The sequence below is a fragment of the Microbulbifer marinus genome, assembly GCF_900107725.1.
Lineage (GTDB): Bacteria > Pseudomonadota > Gammaproteobacteria > Pseudomonadales > Cellvibrionaceae > Microbulbifer > Microbulbifer marinus.
In genome coordinates, this window is record NZ_FNQO01000002.1 from 829062 (window position 1) to 845143 (window position 16082).

The 16082-nt window shown below is 57.2% G+C and carries 18 protein-coding genes; 10 read left to right on the forward strand and 8 right to left on the reverse strand.

Translation table 11 applies throughout. From position 1 onward, the window contains the following. The first annotated feature begins 226 nt into the window (after positions 1–226). From BLW36_RS11590 to BLW36_RS11615, 9 genes are all read left to right on the forward strand, one after another. Positions 227–748 (forward strand): hypothetical protein, encoded by a 522-nt coding sequence (locus BLW36_RS11590; protein WP_139304872.1) that lies wholly within the window; start codon positions 227–229, stop codon positions 746–748. 155 nt (positions 749–903) lie between these two features. Next, on the forward strand, positions 904–1206 hold the full coding sequence (locus tag BLW36_RS11595; RefSeq protein ID WP_211567188.1) for a hypothetical protein: 303 nt from the start codon (positions 904–906) through the stop codon (positions 1204–1206). A 150-nt stretch (positions 1207–1356) separates the two neighbouring features. Further along, positions 1357–1698: a hypothetical protein gene (locus tag BLW36_RS17165; RefSeq protein WP_139304873.1), complete on the forward strand. Its 342-nt coding sequence runs from the start codon at positions 1357–1359 to the stop codon at positions 1696–1698. Between the two features lie 157 nt (positions 1699–1855). Next, complete coding sequence (locus BLW36_RS17170) at positions 1856–2224, forward strand: hypothetical protein (RefSeq protein WP_139304874.1); 369 nt, start codon at positions 1856–1858, stop codon at positions 2222–2224. A 135-nt stretch (positions 2225–2359) separates the two neighbouring features. Then, positions 2360–2764, forward strand: coding sequence for a hypothetical protein (locus BLW36_RS11600; protein WP_091388423.1), 405 nt, complete (start codon positions 2360–2362; stop codon positions 2762–2764). A 165-nt stretch (positions 2765–2929) separates the two neighbouring features. Beyond that, the gene (locus BLW36_RS17175) at positions 2930–3307 is read left to right on the forward strand and encodes a hypothetical protein (protein WP_139304875.1); all 378 of its coding nucleotides are present in this window, start codon (positions 2930–2932) and stop codon (positions 3305–3307) included. A gap of 123 nt (positions 3308–3430) precedes the next feature. Next, on the forward strand, positions 3431–3889 hold the full coding sequence (locus BLW36_RS17180; protein WP_139304876.1) for a hypothetical protein: 459 nt from the start codon (positions 3431–3433) through the stop codon (positions 3887–3889). Between the two features lie 136 nt (positions 3890–4025). After that, positions 4026–4754, forward strand: a complete 729-nt coding sequence (locus BLW36_RS11610; protein WP_091388427.1) for an NYN domain-containing protein — start codon at positions 4026–4028, stop codon at positions 4752–4754. Positions 4755–4951: 197 nt separating this feature from the next. Further along, entirely contained in the window at positions 4952–5281 is a 330-nt protein-coding gene (locus BLW36_RS11615; RefSeq protein WP_091388428.1) for a hypothetical protein, read from the forward strand. Positions 5282–5289: 8 nt separating this feature from the next. On the opposite strand, the gene BLW36_RS11620 is transcribed toward BLW36_RS11615, so the two are convergent. Beyond that, entirely contained in the window at positions 5290–7350 is a 2061-nt protein-coding gene (locus BLW36_RS11620) for a winged helix-turn-helix domain-containing protein (protein ID WP_091388430.1), read from the reverse strand. 140 nt (positions 7351–7490) lie between these two features. Here BLW36_RS11620 and BLW36_RS11625 point away from each other — a divergent pair, with 140 nt between their 5' ends. Then, on the forward strand, positions 7491–9359 hold the full coding sequence (locus BLW36_RS11625) for a serine hydrolase domain-containing protein (protein WP_091388432.1): 1869 nt from the start codon (positions 7491–7493) through the stop codon (positions 9357–9359). A gap of 62 nt (positions 9360–9421) precedes the next feature. Here the strand turns inward: BLW36_RS11625 and BLW36_RS11630 are convergent, their stop codons facing one another. The 7 genes from BLW36_RS11630 to BLW36_RS11660 form a co-directional block, all read right to left on the reverse strand. Beyond that, on the reverse strand, positions 9422–10435 hold the full coding sequence (locus BLW36_RS11630) for an alpha/beta fold hydrolase (RefSeq protein ID WP_091388434.1): 1014 nt from the start codon (positions 10433–10435) through the stop codon (positions 9422–9424). A gap of 120 nt (positions 10436–10555) precedes the next feature. Continuing rightward, on the reverse strand, positions 10556–11839 hold the full coding sequence (locus BLW36_RS11635) for a heme biosynthesis HemY N-terminal domain-containing protein (RefSeq protein WP_091388436.1): 1284 nt from the start codon (positions 11837–11839) through the stop codon (positions 10556–10558). Further along, on the reverse strand, positions 11836–13161 hold the full coding sequence (locus BLW36_RS11640) for a uroporphyrinogen-III C-methyltransferase (protein WP_091388438.1): 1326 nt from the start codon (positions 13159–13161) through the stop codon (positions 11836–11838). Before BLW36_RS11640 ends, BLW36_RS11635 begins: the two co-directional genes overlap by 4 nt. 124 nt (positions 13162–13285) lie before the next feature. Beyond that, entirely contained in the window at positions 13286–14056 is a 771-nt protein-coding gene (locus BLW36_RS11645) for a uroporphyrinogen-III synthase (RefSeq protein WP_091388440.1), read from the reverse strand. A gap of 13 nt (positions 14057–14069) precedes the next feature. Then, positions 14070–14987 carry a hydroxymethylbilane synthase gene (gene hemC, locus BLW36_RS11650; RefSeq protein WP_091388443.1) on the reverse strand — a complete coding sequence of 306 codons (918 nt, stop codon included), beginning with the start codon at positions 14985–14987 and terminating at the stop codon, positions 14070–14072. A gap of 71 nt (positions 14988–15058) precedes the next feature. Then, a complete protein-coding gene (gene ruvX / locus BLW36_RS11655; RefSeq protein WP_091388446.1) occupies positions 15059–15478 on the reverse strand; it encodes a Holliday junction resolvase RuvX in 420 nt (139 codons plus the stop codon). Positions 15479–15485: 7 nt separating this feature from the next. After that, positions 15486–16070: a YqgE/AlgH family protein gene (locus BLW36_RS11660; RefSeq protein WP_091388448.1), complete on the reverse strand. Its 585-nt coding sequence runs from the start codon at positions 16068–16070 to the stop codon at positions 15486–15488. Positions 16071–16082: the final 12 nt, after the last annotated feature.

Genomic DNA, 16082 nt, shown 5'->3' on the forward strand with positions numbered 1-16082 from the left:
ACTGCCCTTGGTGTGGCACTAAACTCCCTAAATCGCCATATGGAGCGGGAGGTGCCGCAGAGTGAGTGCCACCAAGTTGCTAACAATCACAGGCAGTAAAGCTCCGGCCCGTTGGGCCTCCGCGGGACGCCCAACGCCATGCACATATTGTGCGGGTCGCTTCGCTCCCACTTTCGCACAATATGTGCATAGCATTGGTCGCCCCTGCTGTGGGCGTTAGACATTTATGGATATCGAAGCATTTAACCGCCAGATTTCTGCAACGACTGAGAAATTACTTAGACACTGCAATTGCTGCGAGATCAGAGTGATGAGGGGGTTGTGGCCAAAAGGAGCCACAATTTCAGAAGCTCTTAAGGTAACATTTGGCCCCGAGTTCGTGCCGGACCAATGCGATGAAAAGTCACTTGATGAAATGATTGAGGATGTCATTTCGTATCTAAAATATGAAGTTTCAGGTGAGTCCTCTCGCCTAGGTTATTCATATGTAGATAACTCTGAGAGTTTCAGTGAGTCCGATGTTCGGAAGCTAATAACAGATTTTTTCTCTAATGCCTTAAAGATTTACCGGCTCAAAGTTAGCTATTTTTGGGCAGAAGGTGATCCCCCTGCATCTGGCTATTATATGGAAAAAGTCCCGAAGGGTGAATTTCGCGTCTACCCTGGGGGGTGGAATTTTGAATACTTTATCCTTAGCGAAGCAGGGATTTACGTTCTTTACGGTGCCTATGGCGACGGCTATGTCTAACAATCACAGGCAGTATGCTACGGCCCTTCGGGCCTCCGCGGGACGTCTTACCTTGTGCACTTTTTGCGCGGGTCGCTTCGCTCCCATTTTCGCGCAAAAGGCGCAAAAGGTAAGCCGCCCCTGCTGTGGGCGTTAGGCGTTAAGAGAGTTAGTTTATGAGCAAGGTACCCGAAGACATCATTATGCGCCGCAGCGCGTTTGCCTGGGTCGCACTGACCACAGGTATCATGCTGCTTATCCCATTGATCGCCATGCAGTTCACCAAAGAGGTGAATTGGGATAGGGCAGACTTTGCCGTAATGGGGCTGCTTATTTTTTGCGCCGGCGGTACGTTCGTGCTCCTATCACGGAAAGTGCCTCGTAAGTACCGGGCTGCCATCGGTGCTTTAGTCGCTGTAGTGTTCGCCATCGTTTGGGCAGAGCTTGCAGTGGGCATCTTTACGAACTTGGGGAGCTGAGAAACTAGGTGGTTATAGTGCCGTCATTGTCGCCTAACAAGTCGTGCCAGCAGGACAGTTTATTCCGTGGTTTTTTTAAACTTTTCGCTAAGCTTGCACAAAAAGCCACCCCACAAACTGCCGCTGCACTCAGCGTTAGGGCTCCTGGCCATGAAGAGATACTTGCTAGCATCGGTATTACTCATTTCGCATTCTGCTTTTTCTGTAGATATAGATCGAATTAAGTCATTGCTGGAACAAGGGTATGCGGCAATTGGTAATGGTAAGTATGAATCGGCTTACCACAGCTGTACGCAAGGCATCGTTGAACTTGGATACACGTATTTCAGTCCAAAAATTATTGACGATACAGGCCAAAAGCTGGTTCTCGCTGAGGTGAGCGCGAAAGAGGGAAATTATAAAATGGCTTCAGCTTTGAGCTGTCGCTCACTAAATAGCAGGGTATCTCAACATAATAGTAACAACGAGCGCGTCAGTGATATCAAGCCCTAACAATCACAGGCAGGTTGCTCCAGCCCTTCGGGCCTCCGCGGGACAGCTTACCTTGTGCACGTTTTGCGCGGGTCGCTACGCTCCCATTTTCGCGCAAAACGCGCACTAGGTAAGCTGCCCCTGCTGTGGGCGTTATGAATTATCAAGGATGAGAACATTGAATAAAATAGTCGCTATATTTTTCTTACTAGGAATGCTCTCCGGATGTGGAGAGATTGAGAAATCCAGCTTAGTCGGTGTTTGGGTAAATTATGGGGAAAAGGGAGAAGTTATTGGTTACGACCAATATAAAGAAAATGGGAAAACTCACTCCTGGGGCACCATTCCATATACTGGAGAAGAGTTTGAAGCAGAAGGAAATTACACAATTGAAGGGAATAAATGCTGTATCACCATTGAAAAATCAAGCATCCCGATGCTGTTGCCAGTAGGCGATAGATGGTGCGACGAAGTTTTGTCTGTGGACGATAAGGTGCTTGTATATCGAACTCCTAAAGGAGAGGTCGCCAAAGCTTATAGGCAATGATTCATAACAAGGCGCTGCAAAGGGACGGTTTACTTTGTGCGCTTTAAGCGCAATCGTCGCGCATAAAGCACACAAAGAAAACCTCCCCTGAGCGCGGCGTTATAGCCATTCAAAGAAAAACATTAGGTAATAAAAATGAAGAAAGGTTTGGTCTTATTGTTGGTGTCTGTATTGGCTGCTTGTGGAGTAGGCGCTGAACAAAAAACATACACAAAGACGGAGATCATACAACTTTCAGAGTATCAAATAGGCAATCTTTCCTTTGATACTGCAGAGGCTATAGGGACGGCAGCTTTAGCAAACCTAAAGAAGCACATTCAAGAAAATCCCGGGAAATATGATCTCAATAAAATTGGTTGCCGCATTAACTGGGGAGAGAATAAAAGCATTGGCGGTGATGAGAAGGAAATATATGTAAGAGTTGTTAGTATTAGCCTTGCTCCAATAGAAGAAACTCCGGCAGTCATAGAATTATCTGAGTATGCCCAAGAGTTTGTAAAGCAAGAAATATCAAAGTACCAAAGCCAGGCAAAGCTATAACAAAGCCAGGCAGTAAAGCTCCGGGCCTTCGGCCCTCCGCGGGACAGCTTACCTTGTGCACCTTTTGCGCCGGTCGCTACGCTCCCATTTTTGCGCAAAACGCGCACAAGGTAATCTTCCCCTGCTCGCGGCGTTAGCCTTTAATTAGAAATTGGAAATAAACCTATGAAAAGAAGCCTTGCACTTATCCTTTCAGTTGGACTATCGATGTCAGCCTCTGCTGTGGACATGAAGATCACAACGCTTGAAGAAAAGAAAGTTTATGAGCTTTCGAATGTATCCATTGTATGTGATGGAAGGGACTTAGGCGGGATGATTGAAGTGGAGCAAGGCGGTGCAAAAGTGTCTATTTCTCTAGGCTCTGTTCAGATTCTTCGCACCCTTCAATATTCAACAGGATTTTATGTGAAAACTCAAAGTGGGCATGAATTCAAAAACGTTAAGCTTCCATGTCAATCCTACCAGTTTGTGGGTAGTAATCCATTTGGTGGAAAAACTGAAGTAGATGGTAAGGTCTGGCACTTGGTTCGCATTCAAGGCTAACAAGCGCGTGAAGGGCGACACCTTAAGCTCTGCTTCGATTTTGTGTTGTTCGCTGCGCTCACAATTTTAACGCGAAAGCGGCGCGCCGCTTGGTGCGCCTTACGCGGGCGTTAGGCAGTGAGAGTGAAAAAACTACTTTACGTACTTATATTAATGTCTGCTTATAGTTCTTCTTGGGCGCATCAAGATGCACTCATTAAGTTGCGAGGGGTTCAGCTTGTCGGGTTGCCAGAAAAGTATCAGCCCGCAATCTTCGATTTAGAGAGACATTTATTTTCTATCGCTGGGAAGCGGCTCGTAGTACCTGATTGCTATGGTCAATTTTTCCCAAAGACTAATAATTATAAAATTTCCATAACTGCATCTTGGTATCACAGTGAAATTACAGATCTGCCGCCATATATGGGAATGCGCATTACTGAAAATGGAGAGTCATTTGGACATTTCATTCAGCTAGAGCCCTTAGATTTATTTTGTAACAATGAAAACAAAGCTTTCTGTGAGAACATTCTCAACTATAAGAGCATCGGAGATTCTTGCTACGAGAAAATAGAGGTGGTGGCGGAAGGTCCCGCTGCCTAACAATGCAATGCAGGCGACGTCTTACTTTGTGCACTTTTGCACGGTCGCTGCTCTCCCATTTTCGTGCAAAAAATACCCAAAGTAAGCCGCCACTGATTGCGGCGTTAAGTCTGACCAGGACAGCCATGGATACAAAATGGACGAGATAAAGCAAAAAATAGCGCTATTCATTGATGCAGATAATGCGCCTGCCAGTAAATTTGAAGATGTCCTGAGTGAGGTGGCGAAATACGGCGTAGTTACAATTCGCAAAGCTTATGGCAACTGGAAGTCTCCAACGCTTAGGGCTTGGGAAGAATTGCTTCATGAGCACGCAATTCAGCCAGTGCAACAATACGATTTGACCAAGGGAAAAAATGCTTCCGACATCGCCTTGGTTATCGATGCAATGGATGTAATGTATACAAAAGACATTGACGTCATGTGCTTCATTTCATCGGATTGCGATTTTACACCAATGGTTACAAGAGCCCTGGCCGAAGGTAAGGTGGTATTAGGTTTCGGTGAGCGCAAGACCCCTCCACCTTTCGTAAATGCTTGTTCCAAGTTTCTCTTCTTAGATCAGCGTGAAACTGTAAAAGCTAAAAATGGCGAAAAGCCAAAAAATATAAAATCAGATACGAAGTTGATTGATCTTTTGCGACATGCAATTGAGGCAACGGAAGACGATGATGGTTGGGCTGACCTTGGAGCGATCGGTTCCAATATATCAAATAGGACATCATTTGACTGTAGAAACTATGGATTCAAAAATCTAAGCAGCCTGTTTCGAGCAATTGATCTATTTGAGTTAAAGCGTGGTCAGGGTAAATCATACCTGGTTCGAGATATTAGAAGGTTTAAAAAAGACTCAACAAGGTCATAAGTTTCGCACCTGTCGGCGTTACGCTTTGGCTGTCGATCGCGGGCCTGCTCCTCGATTACTGGCTGCTCTGTCCGTGATTCTGGACGCCATCCAGTGATTTTTGGCTTGCTACTGCCTCAGCTTGACCACTGGTTTCAGGCGGCTTTATACGCTTTAATCGGTGTGCGTGACTGAATTCGCGAGTAGGGAAGTTGAAAATGGAATTGATCATATTCGTAATCATCATTGTTGCCGTGCTGGTTTTGCCGCTGAAGATGGCCGCGGCGATGATGGGCGCCAGAAATACGGGTGTATTTCACTGCCTGTTTGCGCTGCTGCTGGCGGTGATTGTGCAGCGAATTGTCGGCGGCATGATCCCAGGCGTCAGCGAGAACCTCGGCATACTACTGACTATTCCGCTTGCCGCTCTGGCCTATATGCTGGTGCTCGGAACCGGCTTCCTGAAAGGCATCATCATCGCCCTGCTGCAGGGTCTGATCATGATCGTGGCGATGATGCTTTTCGCTGGTGTTTTCGCTGCCGTGTAACCCTGGCTTCACCGTGCCAGGGACAGCCTGACCAGGTCGCTTTCCGCCAGCAATGATTTGACCGTCAGCATGCGCGCGGATTGCGGGTGCATGTCGAAATTCAGCCTGAAACGGTTTTTCGCCAGCAGTTTCCGCTCCGTTTCGCCACTGGTCAGATTTATGCGGTTGATATACGCGTTGTTGCCGACATGTTCGGTGTAGTAGAGCCACTGCTCACTCACCTGCCAGCGGTTAGGGATCACCGACGGCAGCGCCGCAACTTGCCGCAGAACCTCTCCCTCTTCAATAAGCCAGGCCCGCTGTTGCGTGTCGACAGCTAGCATCCGCGATTCATCCAGTTGCCTTGCCGCGATATAACCGGTGTCCACAAGCTGCGGTTTCCCGCTGCCGATCTTGTGCTTGTACAGTGACGGCTGGCCTTTTTCACTCTTCGAGTAAAGGATGACCGCGCCATCCGGTGCCCATGTCGGTGGGCCGGCCAGATCGATATCTCTTGTCAGATAGCGCAGCTCCCGAGCCTCGAGATCGAAGATAAAAATTCGCTTGTCGATAACGCCCGCTAGATAGTGGCCGCTGGCGTCGATGGTAAGTGCCTTGACTTGGGTATCAGCGGGCAGGGTGGCAAGAGTTTCGGCGCCAGACAGCCTGCCCTGGCGCTGCAACAACAGGGCTCCGTCTCTGCGGGCGACAAAATACAGCGAGTTGCCGGAGGGTGCGTAGAGCGGAAAATCTTCGGCGCCGGGCAGGTTGAAGCTATCGCTCGACATCATCGACTGGTTGGCAAATGGCGTCGGCTCTTCCTGCAGGTCGAGAAAATTGCCATTGTGGCGGCGCATAAAATAGCAGCGATCTCCGCACTGGAAGAAGACGTCGTTGATGTAACTGCTCGGATTGTTCAGCGATACGAAGCGGTCGTCGGCAAGCCGGTATTGCAGCAAGGCGCCGTCGAAACTGGACAGCGTCAGGCTGCTGCCGTCGCCGCGCCAGGTCAGTCGGTCTGCAGGTTCCGGCAGTATCCGGGTGTGCAGCAGGCTGCCGGTGGGAATGTCGACGATCAGGAGTTCGCGCTTGCCCTCTTCAATACTGCGCAGCAATGCCAGCATTCTGCCGTCACGGGATTCCCGCGCGAAATAATCGCCGATGCCTTGCACGCTGGGTGCGGTAATCTGCTCGAGGGTGGAACCATCGAACTGGAACCGCCAGATACCCTGCGGGCGAGCGGGCTGAAAGGCGTCTTTCAGATAGACGGAGCGGCCGTCCGCCGACCAGCCAAGCAGGAACTTGTCGTGCGCGGCTTCCGCCGCTAGTGGCTGCGGGTTCAAGATGCCTTGCTCCGGATCGAACTCGGCACGGAAATGCTGCATGTCGTCTCTGGTGCTGCGCGTATAGACGAGCCGGTTGCCGTCGGGCGACCAGAAAGCATTTGCGTAGTTGGCCTCGTCCCAGGTCAGTCGCTGCACCCTCTGCGTGGTGGGGCTCTTTACATAGAGCTGCAGGTGGTCATCCTTGTTGGCCCGGTGCGAAAACAGGAGGCGATCGGTTGCCGCTGAGTAATCCGGGCTCAATTCCGAGCCGGGCAAGCTGGTCAATTGCTCGACACTGGCGATATCGGACTGCTCGCCGGGCGAGTTCAGCGCGACATAGGCGCCGATCCCGAGCAACAGCGCCAGCAGGGCGCTGCCCGCCAACAACAGCGAGCCGGCGCGGCCATTATGCGCGGGCCGTAGCGGCTTTGTGGGGGCAATAAGCGCATAGCCTTTCAGCGGCAGTGTTTTGATATAGCGGGGATTGCGCGCGTCATCGCCGAGGGCTTCGCGCAACTTTTTCACCATCGCGCGCAGCGCATCGTCGCTGACAACGCGGTTCGACCAGATTTCGCCAGCGATAATGTCACGGCTGACGACCTCCCCGGCATGGCGCACCAGCAGGTGCAGAAATTCACCGACCTGGGGCTCCAGTCGAAGGTCGGTTGCTGTCCCTGTCAGCCTTCCGCTGCGGCAGTCGAACAGGTAATCGCCTATTCGGAAGCGGTCGTAGCTAATTTCTGGATTCTTATTTTTTTCTTTCAAATCAATCTGTTACATCTTGTGACCCTATGTGAACGGGCACAACAGGTTGCCGTTCACAAGAAGTCATAAACCTTTCTTTGTCGCCATCTGATCGACGGGATATTCCTTGGCCATTAAACCACAACAAGGGGAATGGACAGATGCGCCGGATCATTTCGTTTTTTAGTTTTCTACTACTGGTGAACGCGGCTGTACACGCGGCCCAGAATCCGCCATCACCACCAATCGAAGACCTGCAGCAGCTCGGTGAAGCCATCGACCAGGTGCGCGCAACGACGCGTGTACCGGGCGTGGCGGTAGCACTGTTACTGCCAAGCGGTGAAGCGTGGACACACACCAGTGGCAAGGCTGACATTGCGGCGAACAAGCCGGTCATTGATCAGACCCGCTTCCGCGTCGGATCCATCTCCAAGCTGCTGGTTGGCCTGGCCGTGATGAAACTGCAGGAGGACGGCAGGCTCAGCCTGAATGACAAGCTGAGTGATCTGGCTCCGGAAATTGAGTACGACAACCCGTGGGAGGAAACCTATCCGCTGCGCCTGGTTCACCTGTTGAACCACAGCTCCGGCTGGGATGCCCCGCACTTTGTTGAACAGGTGGGGCGGCCCGGCAAGCCAATCAGTATCCGCGAGGCTCTGGCGATACATCCCCACTCGCGCACTTCGCGCTGGGCACCGGGTACCCGTACCGCATACAACAATACGGGGCCGCTGGTGGCCGCCTATGTCGTCGAGAAGGTTGCCGGCCTGCCGTACGAGGAATACATCCAGCGAAATTTCTTTGATCCGCTGCAGATGGGCGACAGCGGCTATTTCTATTCAGACGACTACCGCAGTCACGCGGCGACACTGTACCGCGGCGCACAGGCGCTGCCCTATTGGCACCTGAACAACCGCGCTGCCGGCGGACTGCACAGCAGCCTGCGGGACATGAACAGTCTGGCGCGGATGCTGCTGCAACGCGGCGCCCTCGGGGATCGCCGCGTGCTTTCTGCGAGCGCTATTGCGGCGACCGAACGCCCGCAGCACACACTGGCAGCGCAGGCGGGGCTGCAGCTCTCCTGGGGGCTGGGTAACAATGTGTTCCACCACAATGGAGTTGTATTCCACGGTCACGAGGGCAGTCTGCCCGGGGCCAGCGCCATTCTCGCCTATCAGCCCGAGCTCGGTGTCGCCCATGTGGTGATGGCCAACAGCAATGGTCCGGCGGTAACAGAAATCCACCGGTTGATTGCCGACTACGTTACCCGGGATACGGCACCCCCGAGCGTGAACTCCGAACGCGCTTTTACCGAGGCAGATCAGTCCCTCAGCGGTTACTACCGGGTCGCCAGTCCCGTGAGCGAGGCGACGGCATTTCTGACCGATCTCGTGCCCTGGCAGCTGAGCGTCAATTCGCAGCGCGCGACCATCCGGCCGCTGGTGGGCGCGCCGCCGCGCCAGTTGCTCGGCGGTGCCGGGATAACTTTCAAGCAGAACACCACCGGGAAAATCGCGCTGGTCAAAGTCGAGGGTCCGCTGGATGGCGAGGTGCTGCACTACGGCCCGCAGACATTGAAGCGCACCGGCGCGTTCAGCGCCTACGCACCGCTGCTGGTCACTCTGCTCTGGGCGGTCAGCGCGGCGATCGCGTTGTTATTTATGCTGGTCTGGTTGCCGCGCTACCTGTTCGGCAGGATCGAGCGGGGTGCGCAGCTGACGCTGCGCGTCTGGCCATTACTGACAGTGGTCGCGATGCTCGTTGCGCTGTTGGGGGCGAAACTCGCCGCCGGCGGTCCGATACCGTTTGTGCTGGCGGGGCGCGTCAGTATTCCCTCCCTGATGGTATTTGTCGGCACGCTGGCATTTCTTCTCAGTGCCCTGTGGAGTCTGCGCGTCTGGTTCCGCCATAGAAACCATGGCATGAACCGCCTGGTGAAATACCACGCGACACTGCTGATCGTGCTCAATCTGTTGGTGGCGCTGTACCTGCTCGGCCACGGCGTAATCGGCATGCGGCTGTGGGCATAGCAAACGGTCGATATTAACGACCGCTGCGGGCGCCCCATTTTTCGGGGTGCGCTTTAGGACAACTAGTTCTGCAGGAATCTGATCAGTGCGGAACTATAGAGATCGAAGGCTTCGAACTGCGGCACGTGGCCTATGCCTTCCAGCTCCACCAGCTTGGCATCGGGAATTGCCGCTGCCGCCTGCCTGCCCAGCTGATCATAGCGGCCCAGCTTTTCCCTGATCGCGGCGGGCGCGCGGTCGCGACCGATGGCGGTGCGATCGCGGATGCCGATGATCAGCAGGGTCGGTACAGCCACATCCGCAAACTCATAGACCACCGGCTGGGTGAAAATCATGTCCGCAGTCAGCGCGTCGATTACCGCCATATGCTGTGCATCCGGGCCGAGGGTCCAACCCGCCTGGATATCCAGCAGCGGATCGTATTTTTCCTGCCACTCGCCATCGAAATAGGCCTTGGTCATGTAGCGCTTGATCTTCTCCGATGTCTGCGCGTTTTCATTGGCGATGGCCTGTTCCAGTGGCAGGTAGGGCACGTGGCGCTTCCAGTCCTCCAGCCCGATTGGATTGACGAGTACCAGCTTCTGCACCTGTTGCGGGTACATCAGCGCATAGCGGGTGGCGAGCATGCCGCCCATCGAGTGGCCGACGACTGCTACCTTGTCGACATCGAGATTTTCCAGCAATGCGTGGGTGTGACTGGCCAGCGCATGCAGGCTGTATTGAAAGCGCAATGGCTTGCTGGATTTGCCGAAGCCAATCTGGTCCGGCGCTATGACGCGATAGCCCTGCTCCGTCAGTGTGGCGATGGTGTCGCGCCAGTAGGCGCCGGAAAAATTTTTGCCGTGCAGCAGCAGTACGGTACCGCGCGGGGTGGAATCTGCGTTCGCTGCTACATCCATGTAGGCCATCGTGAGCTGTTGCTGTTGGGCTTGCAGCGGAAACATAGTGACGGGATAGGGATATGCGTAGCCGCTCAATTTTGCATCCAGCGGCTGGACGGCTGCTGTGGCGCCAGCCGCAATGGAAATGCTAACCAGCAGGGCACTGACTGTGAGCAGTCGGCATATTGCGTGCATGGTCACCTCGCTCGTGTAACTGTGACAGGAGATGCCCGTGGCCAGGAGGGGCGCGCCGTCAAAAGAGAGCGGTGCATCGCGGCCGGCTTTTAAGTTGTCTCGGCAACCGGTCTGCAGCGGTTAAAAAATCCCACCGGACTTGGTTCGCTCGCCGGACGCCGGCATGCCGATTAGCGGCGCTTCCTGGCCGGGCACTGGCAACTGCGGCAGGTCGGCTACGGCCTGTATCAAACCTTCCTTGTACAGTTTCGCGGCCTCTTCGGTTTCCCCGAGCGCGTGCAGCAGCCGCGCCAGTTCGGCGGAGGTGGCCGGATCTGAGCGCAACAGCAGGCTCTTTTCGAAATACTGCTGGGCCTTGCCCCAGAGTTCGTTGCGCATGCACAGGCGGCCGAGACAGGTCAGCAGGTCGGCGTTCTCACCGTATTCCTTGAGCCAGCCTTCGGCGACGGTGAGTTGTGTCGCGGCATCGGCGCCGGTCAGGCAGCCGTACAGTCGGGCGAAGTCTGCACGCCATTCACGGTTGAGCAGCCAGCGCAGGTGTTTTTCTGCCTCGACGTCATCGCCGATCAGGTGCAGTTGCTGTGCATAGAGACCGCGCAGCTCCATATTGCGCTGCCAGCGGCCGCTGAGCCCCTGCCAGGTCTCGCGCAGTTTTTCTTTGTCGCGGCGATTGGTGGCGTCTATCAGCTGGTGTTGGTAGACCTCCAGCTCCAGCTGCTGCAGCTCCTCTTCACGCATATTGGCGTGCTTCTCCAACTCCGGCAGCAACTCGCGCAGGCCGTTCCAGTCGCCGAGGCGATAGTAGGCCTGCCTCAGCAGCTGCAGCAGTGCCGGGTGCTTCGGCTCCACCTGTTTGGCGCGTTCGAGGCTGGCAATACACTGCTCGTAGTGCTTGTCCAGAAGCTGCATGCGCGCCTGGCTGAGCGCGACGGCGAGCCGGGTGTCGTCGCCGCAGGCCTCCGCCTTGGCGAGGAGTTCATTGGCCTCGTCGCGATAGCCGAGTTCGAAGGCGCTGCGCGCGGCGGCAAGGTAATTGATCAGCGGCGCCTCGGAACGGGGCGCACTCTTCAGCAGCTGGCGCCGCGCGCGCGCCCAGTTCCCCTCCATAAATTCTACCAACCCGTTGGTCAGTCGTCGGCGCGCGACCCGCTGGCGGCCAAAGCGGATACGGCTGACACTGCCACCGATTCCGCGCAGGAAGCTGCGCAGCAGATACAGGGCGAAAAACAGTGCGAGGACACCCAGTACCAGTGCGATTACCGCCACCCACAGGTTCAGCTCGATGCGCTTGTCGACGTCGCCACCGATCATCACCATCATGTAACCGGGATAGCTGCGGATCGCTTCGACCAGGAAGGCGCCGAACAGCAGCAGTGCCAGGGCACTAAACAGGAAACGCTTCACTGGCTGTCGCCTCCCGGCGCGTCGGCGCCCGACGCATCGGCGCCCGGTCCGGAGGTTTTATGCAGTTGTTCGATATAGTCGTGTAGCGCGCTCTGCGACGCGGCCAGGCTCGGCAGGTCCGCCTTGATGGGCTCTTTGCTCAGTTCCTCCAGTTCGCGCAGCAGTACGTCACGCTGGTGACTGGCGATACCGTAATCCAGCAACAGCTGGCGCGCATTGTTCAATGCATCTTTGTAGACGGTGCTGTCACCGCGCAGCAGCGCCAGCTGTGCCTGTTCCATATTCAGGCGCAGGTTCTGACGGAACCGCGCTTCACTCTGCGGTGACAGCAGTACCGGGTCGATGTCGCCATCGCGGATGCGTACCGAGTCGCGCATAAATTGCGTGAAGTTGTGCCAGCTGCGTTCCCATGCCGGTTCGTCAGCGGGCTCCGGCTCGGCCTGGACTGCGGCAGGGTCGCGGGTGGCAAGATCGAACTGCGGTTGGATGCTGACCCGGATCAATTGCTCTTCCAGTGCGCCGAGGCGCAGGTACAGGCCCTCGCGATCGATATTCTCCACCAGCTTCAGCGCAGTGATATCGCGGGCCAGTTGCTGGCGTACGCCGTAGAGGTCGGGCATATCCACCCGGCGCAGGATGCTGTCGACTTCTTCCAGCAGGCCGAGTGCGGCGCGACTGTCGCCCTCCAGCATCAGGCGCTGGTTGGCGAGGCGCAGCAGGTAATCGGCCTCGGCCAGCTGCCAGTCGTCACGGCTGACATTGCCGAGTGCGCTGAGGCGGCTGCCCTGGGCGGTGACATTGCGCTGCAGCGTGGCGAGCTGTTGCTGCACCTGTGCAAGGCCCTGTCCCAATTGCTGTACCTGGGTGCGCAGGACCTCATTGGCCTGTTGCAGCGCAGCGATCGTTGTCGCCGATTCGGCATCGGGCAGGCCGGGTTGCGGCACTGGCGGGGTGGCCTGCTGCGGCTCGGGTACCGCTTCAATCACGACTGCTTCCGGTGCCTGCTCAGTCTCTGCGGATGCCGGCTTTGCGTCGGCGCCATCGCGGGAAGTGAGAAAGTCCAGCTTGCCATCCAGTTTGGCCTGCAGCTGCGGCCAGTTAAACCAGGCCCAGCTGCCGAGGCCGCCCAATACCGCGGCAGCCAGCAGCAGCCACAGCCAGCCCTTGCCGCCCTTGGCCTGCGTCGCGTCGTCTTTCCCGCCTTTGCCGCCGCTCTTCTTGTCCTGTGCCGCCTTGGCGAAATTGCTTTTGCTTTCCGCCTTGTCGGTGGCCTTGGCTGGTTGCTGGGATTTTGCGGCGTCTTTGGATTTATCGTCAGTCATGGGTATGGCGGCGCAGAGGTAGAAATTGTCGTCAAATTATAGCGAGAGACGGCACGCTTTATACGACGTGTGGCGCTCTTTTAAAATTTTTTGCTCTTTTCGGGCGAATAAACTGCTTCCCAGCCTAGCCGAGGGACGCCTGCAGCGCCTCCAGCATGGCGGCGTCACCGGCGTTGCGGGCGACATGGCAGCGGCGGAAGCCGAGGACGCGGGCCTGCTCGGCGACGCGCTGACTGGGACAGATGATCAGTGCGCTGAACAGTCGCTCGCTGGCGCTGGCGCGAATACAGCTGGCCAGGTTGGCGAGCGTCTCGCCGCTGTGCACGGTAATCGCATCCGGCTGGGCGCCGTAGCCGGCGAGACTGTCGACGGCATCGGCAGGCAGGGCGCGGCGGTAAAGTTCGCAGTATTCGACCCGGCCGCCGCGCTCGCGCAGGGTGTCGCCAATCAGCGTGCGCCCGCCACTGCCGCGAAAAATCACAATGCGCTGGCCGGCCACCTGTTGCAGTGGCGGCAGTGCCAGCAGGGCTTCGGAATCCATGCTGTCGCCATCACTCGCGCACTCGATGCCGCGTTCGCGCAAGGCGCGCGCGGTAGCGGCGCCGATGGCATAGTAGCGCGGGCCCTGCGGTAGCTGCGGCCAGTAGTCCTCCAGCCAGTCGCAGCCGATGCGCACCGCGTTCTGCGATACGAAGATCGCGTGATCGAACTGATCGAAATCGAGGATCTGGTTTTTGATCGTCTGCAATTGCGCGCCGCTGTCGATCGGCTCTATCGCCAGCATCGGGACAATATCCGCCCGGGCGCCGGCGGCCTGCAGCAGTTGGCACCAGCTGTCGCATTGATGCGCCGGTCTGGTAACCAGTATCTGCTTGCCGCGCAAAGAGCCTTCCATGGATAGCCGGGGCTCAGAGTGCGGCGAGGATCTTGTCGGCGCCGGCGGACAGCAGCTCCTCTGCGAGTGCGGTGCCCAGCGCTTCGCCGTCCGCGGCTGCGCCACGGCTTTCTGCGCGCACCAGCGTCTCGCCGTCGGGGCTGCCCACCAGTCCGCGCAGCCACAGCTCGCCTTGGTTCAGTTCGGCGTAGCAGCCGATCGGTACCTGGCAGCTGCCGTTCAGGCGTTTGACTACCGCGCGCTCCGCCACCAGGCGGGCGGCGGTGTCAGCACAGTGCAGCGGTTGCAGCAGGGCTTCCAGTTCGCCGTCGCGGCGACACTCGATCCCCACCGCACCCTGGCCGCCGGCGGGCAGCAGGATTTCCGGTGGCAGGAAGTCGCGGATGCGTTCGCGCATTTCCAGGCGCAGCAGTCCGGCCGCGGCGAGGATGATCGCGTCGAACTCGCCGGCGTCGAGCTTGGCCAGCCGCGTGTTGACATTGCCACGCAGGAATTTCACTTCCAGGTCCGGCCGGCGCGCGAGAATCTGGCACTGGCGCCGCAGGCTGGAGGTGCCGACCACCGCGCCCTGCGGCAGTTCGTCGATGCTGGCGTAGTGATTGCTCACAAAGGCGTCGCGCGGGTCTTCCCGTTCACAGATCACCGACAGGTGCAGGCCGTCCGGGAATTCCATCGGCACATCTTTCATCGAGTGCACGGCGATATCCGCGCGCTCCTCGAGCATGGCCACCTCCAGTTCCTTGACGAACAGGCCCTTGCCGCCGACCTTGGCCAGCGGGATATTGAGCAGCTGGTCGCCGCGGCTGGTCAGCGGCAGCAGTTCCACCTTCAGTTCCGGGTGTTCCTGCTGCAGGCGGTCCTTGACGTAGTTGGCCTGCCAGAGCGCCAGGGCACTCTCGCGGGTGGCGATGCGGATGCGTGTAATGGGCATACAGCTAGATCGGTTGGCAAATGGGTGAGCAATTCTATCAGACCGGCGCGTGCGCGTGACGGATGTAGCCCCTAACGTGAACGCAGCCAGTCCTCGAGAATGATGCGTGCCGCGATGGAATCGACCGGATCGCGGGCATAGTTGCCCTTGTGGCCGCGTTCGAGGGCCTCCTCCTTGGCGGCGCGGGTGCTGAGCCGCTCATCCACATATTCGACCGGCAGGCCGGTGCGGCCGTGCAGGCGCTGGCCGAACTTGCGCGCGCGGGCGCCGAACTCGCTGTCGCTGCCGTCCATATTCAGGGGCAGGCCGACCAGCAGAAATTGCGGCTGCCATTCGTCGATCAGGCGCTGCAGCTGGTCCCAGTCAGGCTTACCGTCTCTGGCGGGCAGCGGTGGCAGCTCCCGCGCAGTGCCGGTCAGGCTCTGGCCGAAAGCGACGCCGATGGAGCGGGTGCCGAAGTCGAAAGCGAGGGCGGTGACGGGCTTGTCCATGGCGAGCTCAGGCGTGGCCGGACTGGGAGCCGATACCGGCCAGGTCGATACCGTGCCGCGCCGCGGCCGTGTGCCAGCGCTTTTGCCAGGGGGTGGCGAACAGAATTTCAGGCTCCGCCGGCAGGGTTAGCCAGGCGTTTTCTACCAGTTCCTGCTCCAGCTGTCCCGGCCCCCAGCCGGCGTAGCCGAGTGCCAGCAGTACGTCGTCGGGGCCGCGACCGGCGGCCAGCGATTCGAGAATGTCTTTCGAGGCGGTGAGGCTGATATCGGTATTCACCTCCACCGTCGAGTCAAACTGTACGCCGGCACCGTGCAGGACGAACCCCTGTTCCGGCGACATGGGCCCGCCCAGCAGTACCGTCTCGTCGCCGCGCAGGCTGGCGTCATCCAGCGATAGCTGTTCGAACACTTCCTTCCAGTGCACCTTGCTCGGCGTATTGATGACAATGCCCATGGCGCCTTCCCCGGTATGCTCGACCATGAAGGCGATGGTCTGCTTGAAGCGCGGATCCCCCATGCCGGGCATGGCCAGCAGAAACTGGCCGCGCAGGCTGCCGTGGGTCAGGTCGCTGTCGATGTTACTGTTGTGCATAGGGTCAGTGTA

Excerpts from the sequence above, each read along its gene's own strand:
- BLW36_RS11590 (WP_139304872.1), top strand. The coding sequence starts at position 227 with ATGGATATCGAAGCATTTAACCGCCAGATTTCTGCAACGACTGAGAAA.
- BLW36_RS11595 (WP_211567188.1), top strand. The coding sequence starts at position 904 with ATGAGCAAGGTACCCGAAGACATCATTATGCGCCGCAGCGCGTTTGCC.
- BLW36_RS17165 (WP_139304873.1), top strand. The coding sequence starts at position 1,357 with ATGAAGAGATACTTGCTAGCATCGGTATTACTCATTTCGCATTCTGCT.
- BLW36_RS11600 (WP_091388423.1), top strand. The coding sequence starts at position 2,360 with ATGAAGAAAGGTTTGGTCTTATTGTTGGTGTCTGTATTGGCTGCTTGT.
- BLW36_RS17175 (WP_139304875.1), top strand. The coding sequence starts at position 2,930 with ATGAAAAGAAGCCTTGCACTTATCCTTTCAGTTGGACTATCGATGTCA.
- BLW36_RS11610 (WP_091388427.1), top strand. The coding sequence starts at position 4,026 with ATGGACGAGATAAAGCAAAAAATAGCGCTATTCATTGATGCAGATAAT.
- BLW36_RS11615 (WP_091388428.1), top strand. The coding sequence starts at position 4,952 with ATGGAATTGATCATATTCGTAATCATCATTGTTGCCGTGCTGGTTTTG.
- BLW36_RS11625 (WP_091388432.1), top strand. The coding sequence starts at position 7,491 with ATGCGCCGGATCATTTCGTTTTTTAGTTTTCTACTACTGGTGAACGCG.
- BLW36_RS11630 (WP_091388434.1), bottom strand. The coding sequence starts at position 10,435 with ATGCACGCAATATGCCGACTGCTCACAGTCAGTGCCCTGCTGGTTAGC.
- BLW36_RS11640 (WP_091388438.1), bottom strand. The coding sequence starts at position 13,161 with ATGACTGACGATAAATCCAAAGACGCCGCAAAATCCCAGCAACCAGCC.
- BLW36_RS11645 (WP_091388440.1), bottom strand. The coding sequence starts at position 14,056 with ATGGAAGGCTCTTTGCGCGGCAAGCAGATACTGGTTACCAGACCGGCG.
- hemC (WP_091388443.1), bottom strand. The coding sequence starts at position 14,987 with ATGCCCATTACACGCATCCGCATCGCCACCCGCGAGAGTGCCCTGGCG.
- ruvX (WP_091388446.1), bottom strand. The coding sequence starts at position 15,478 with ATGGACAAGCCCGTCACCGCCCTCGCTTTCGACTTCGGCACCCGCTCC.
- BLW36_RS11660 (WP_091388448.1), bottom strand. The coding sequence starts at position 16,070 with ATGCACAACAGTAACATCGACAGCGACCTGACCCACGGCAGCCTGCGC.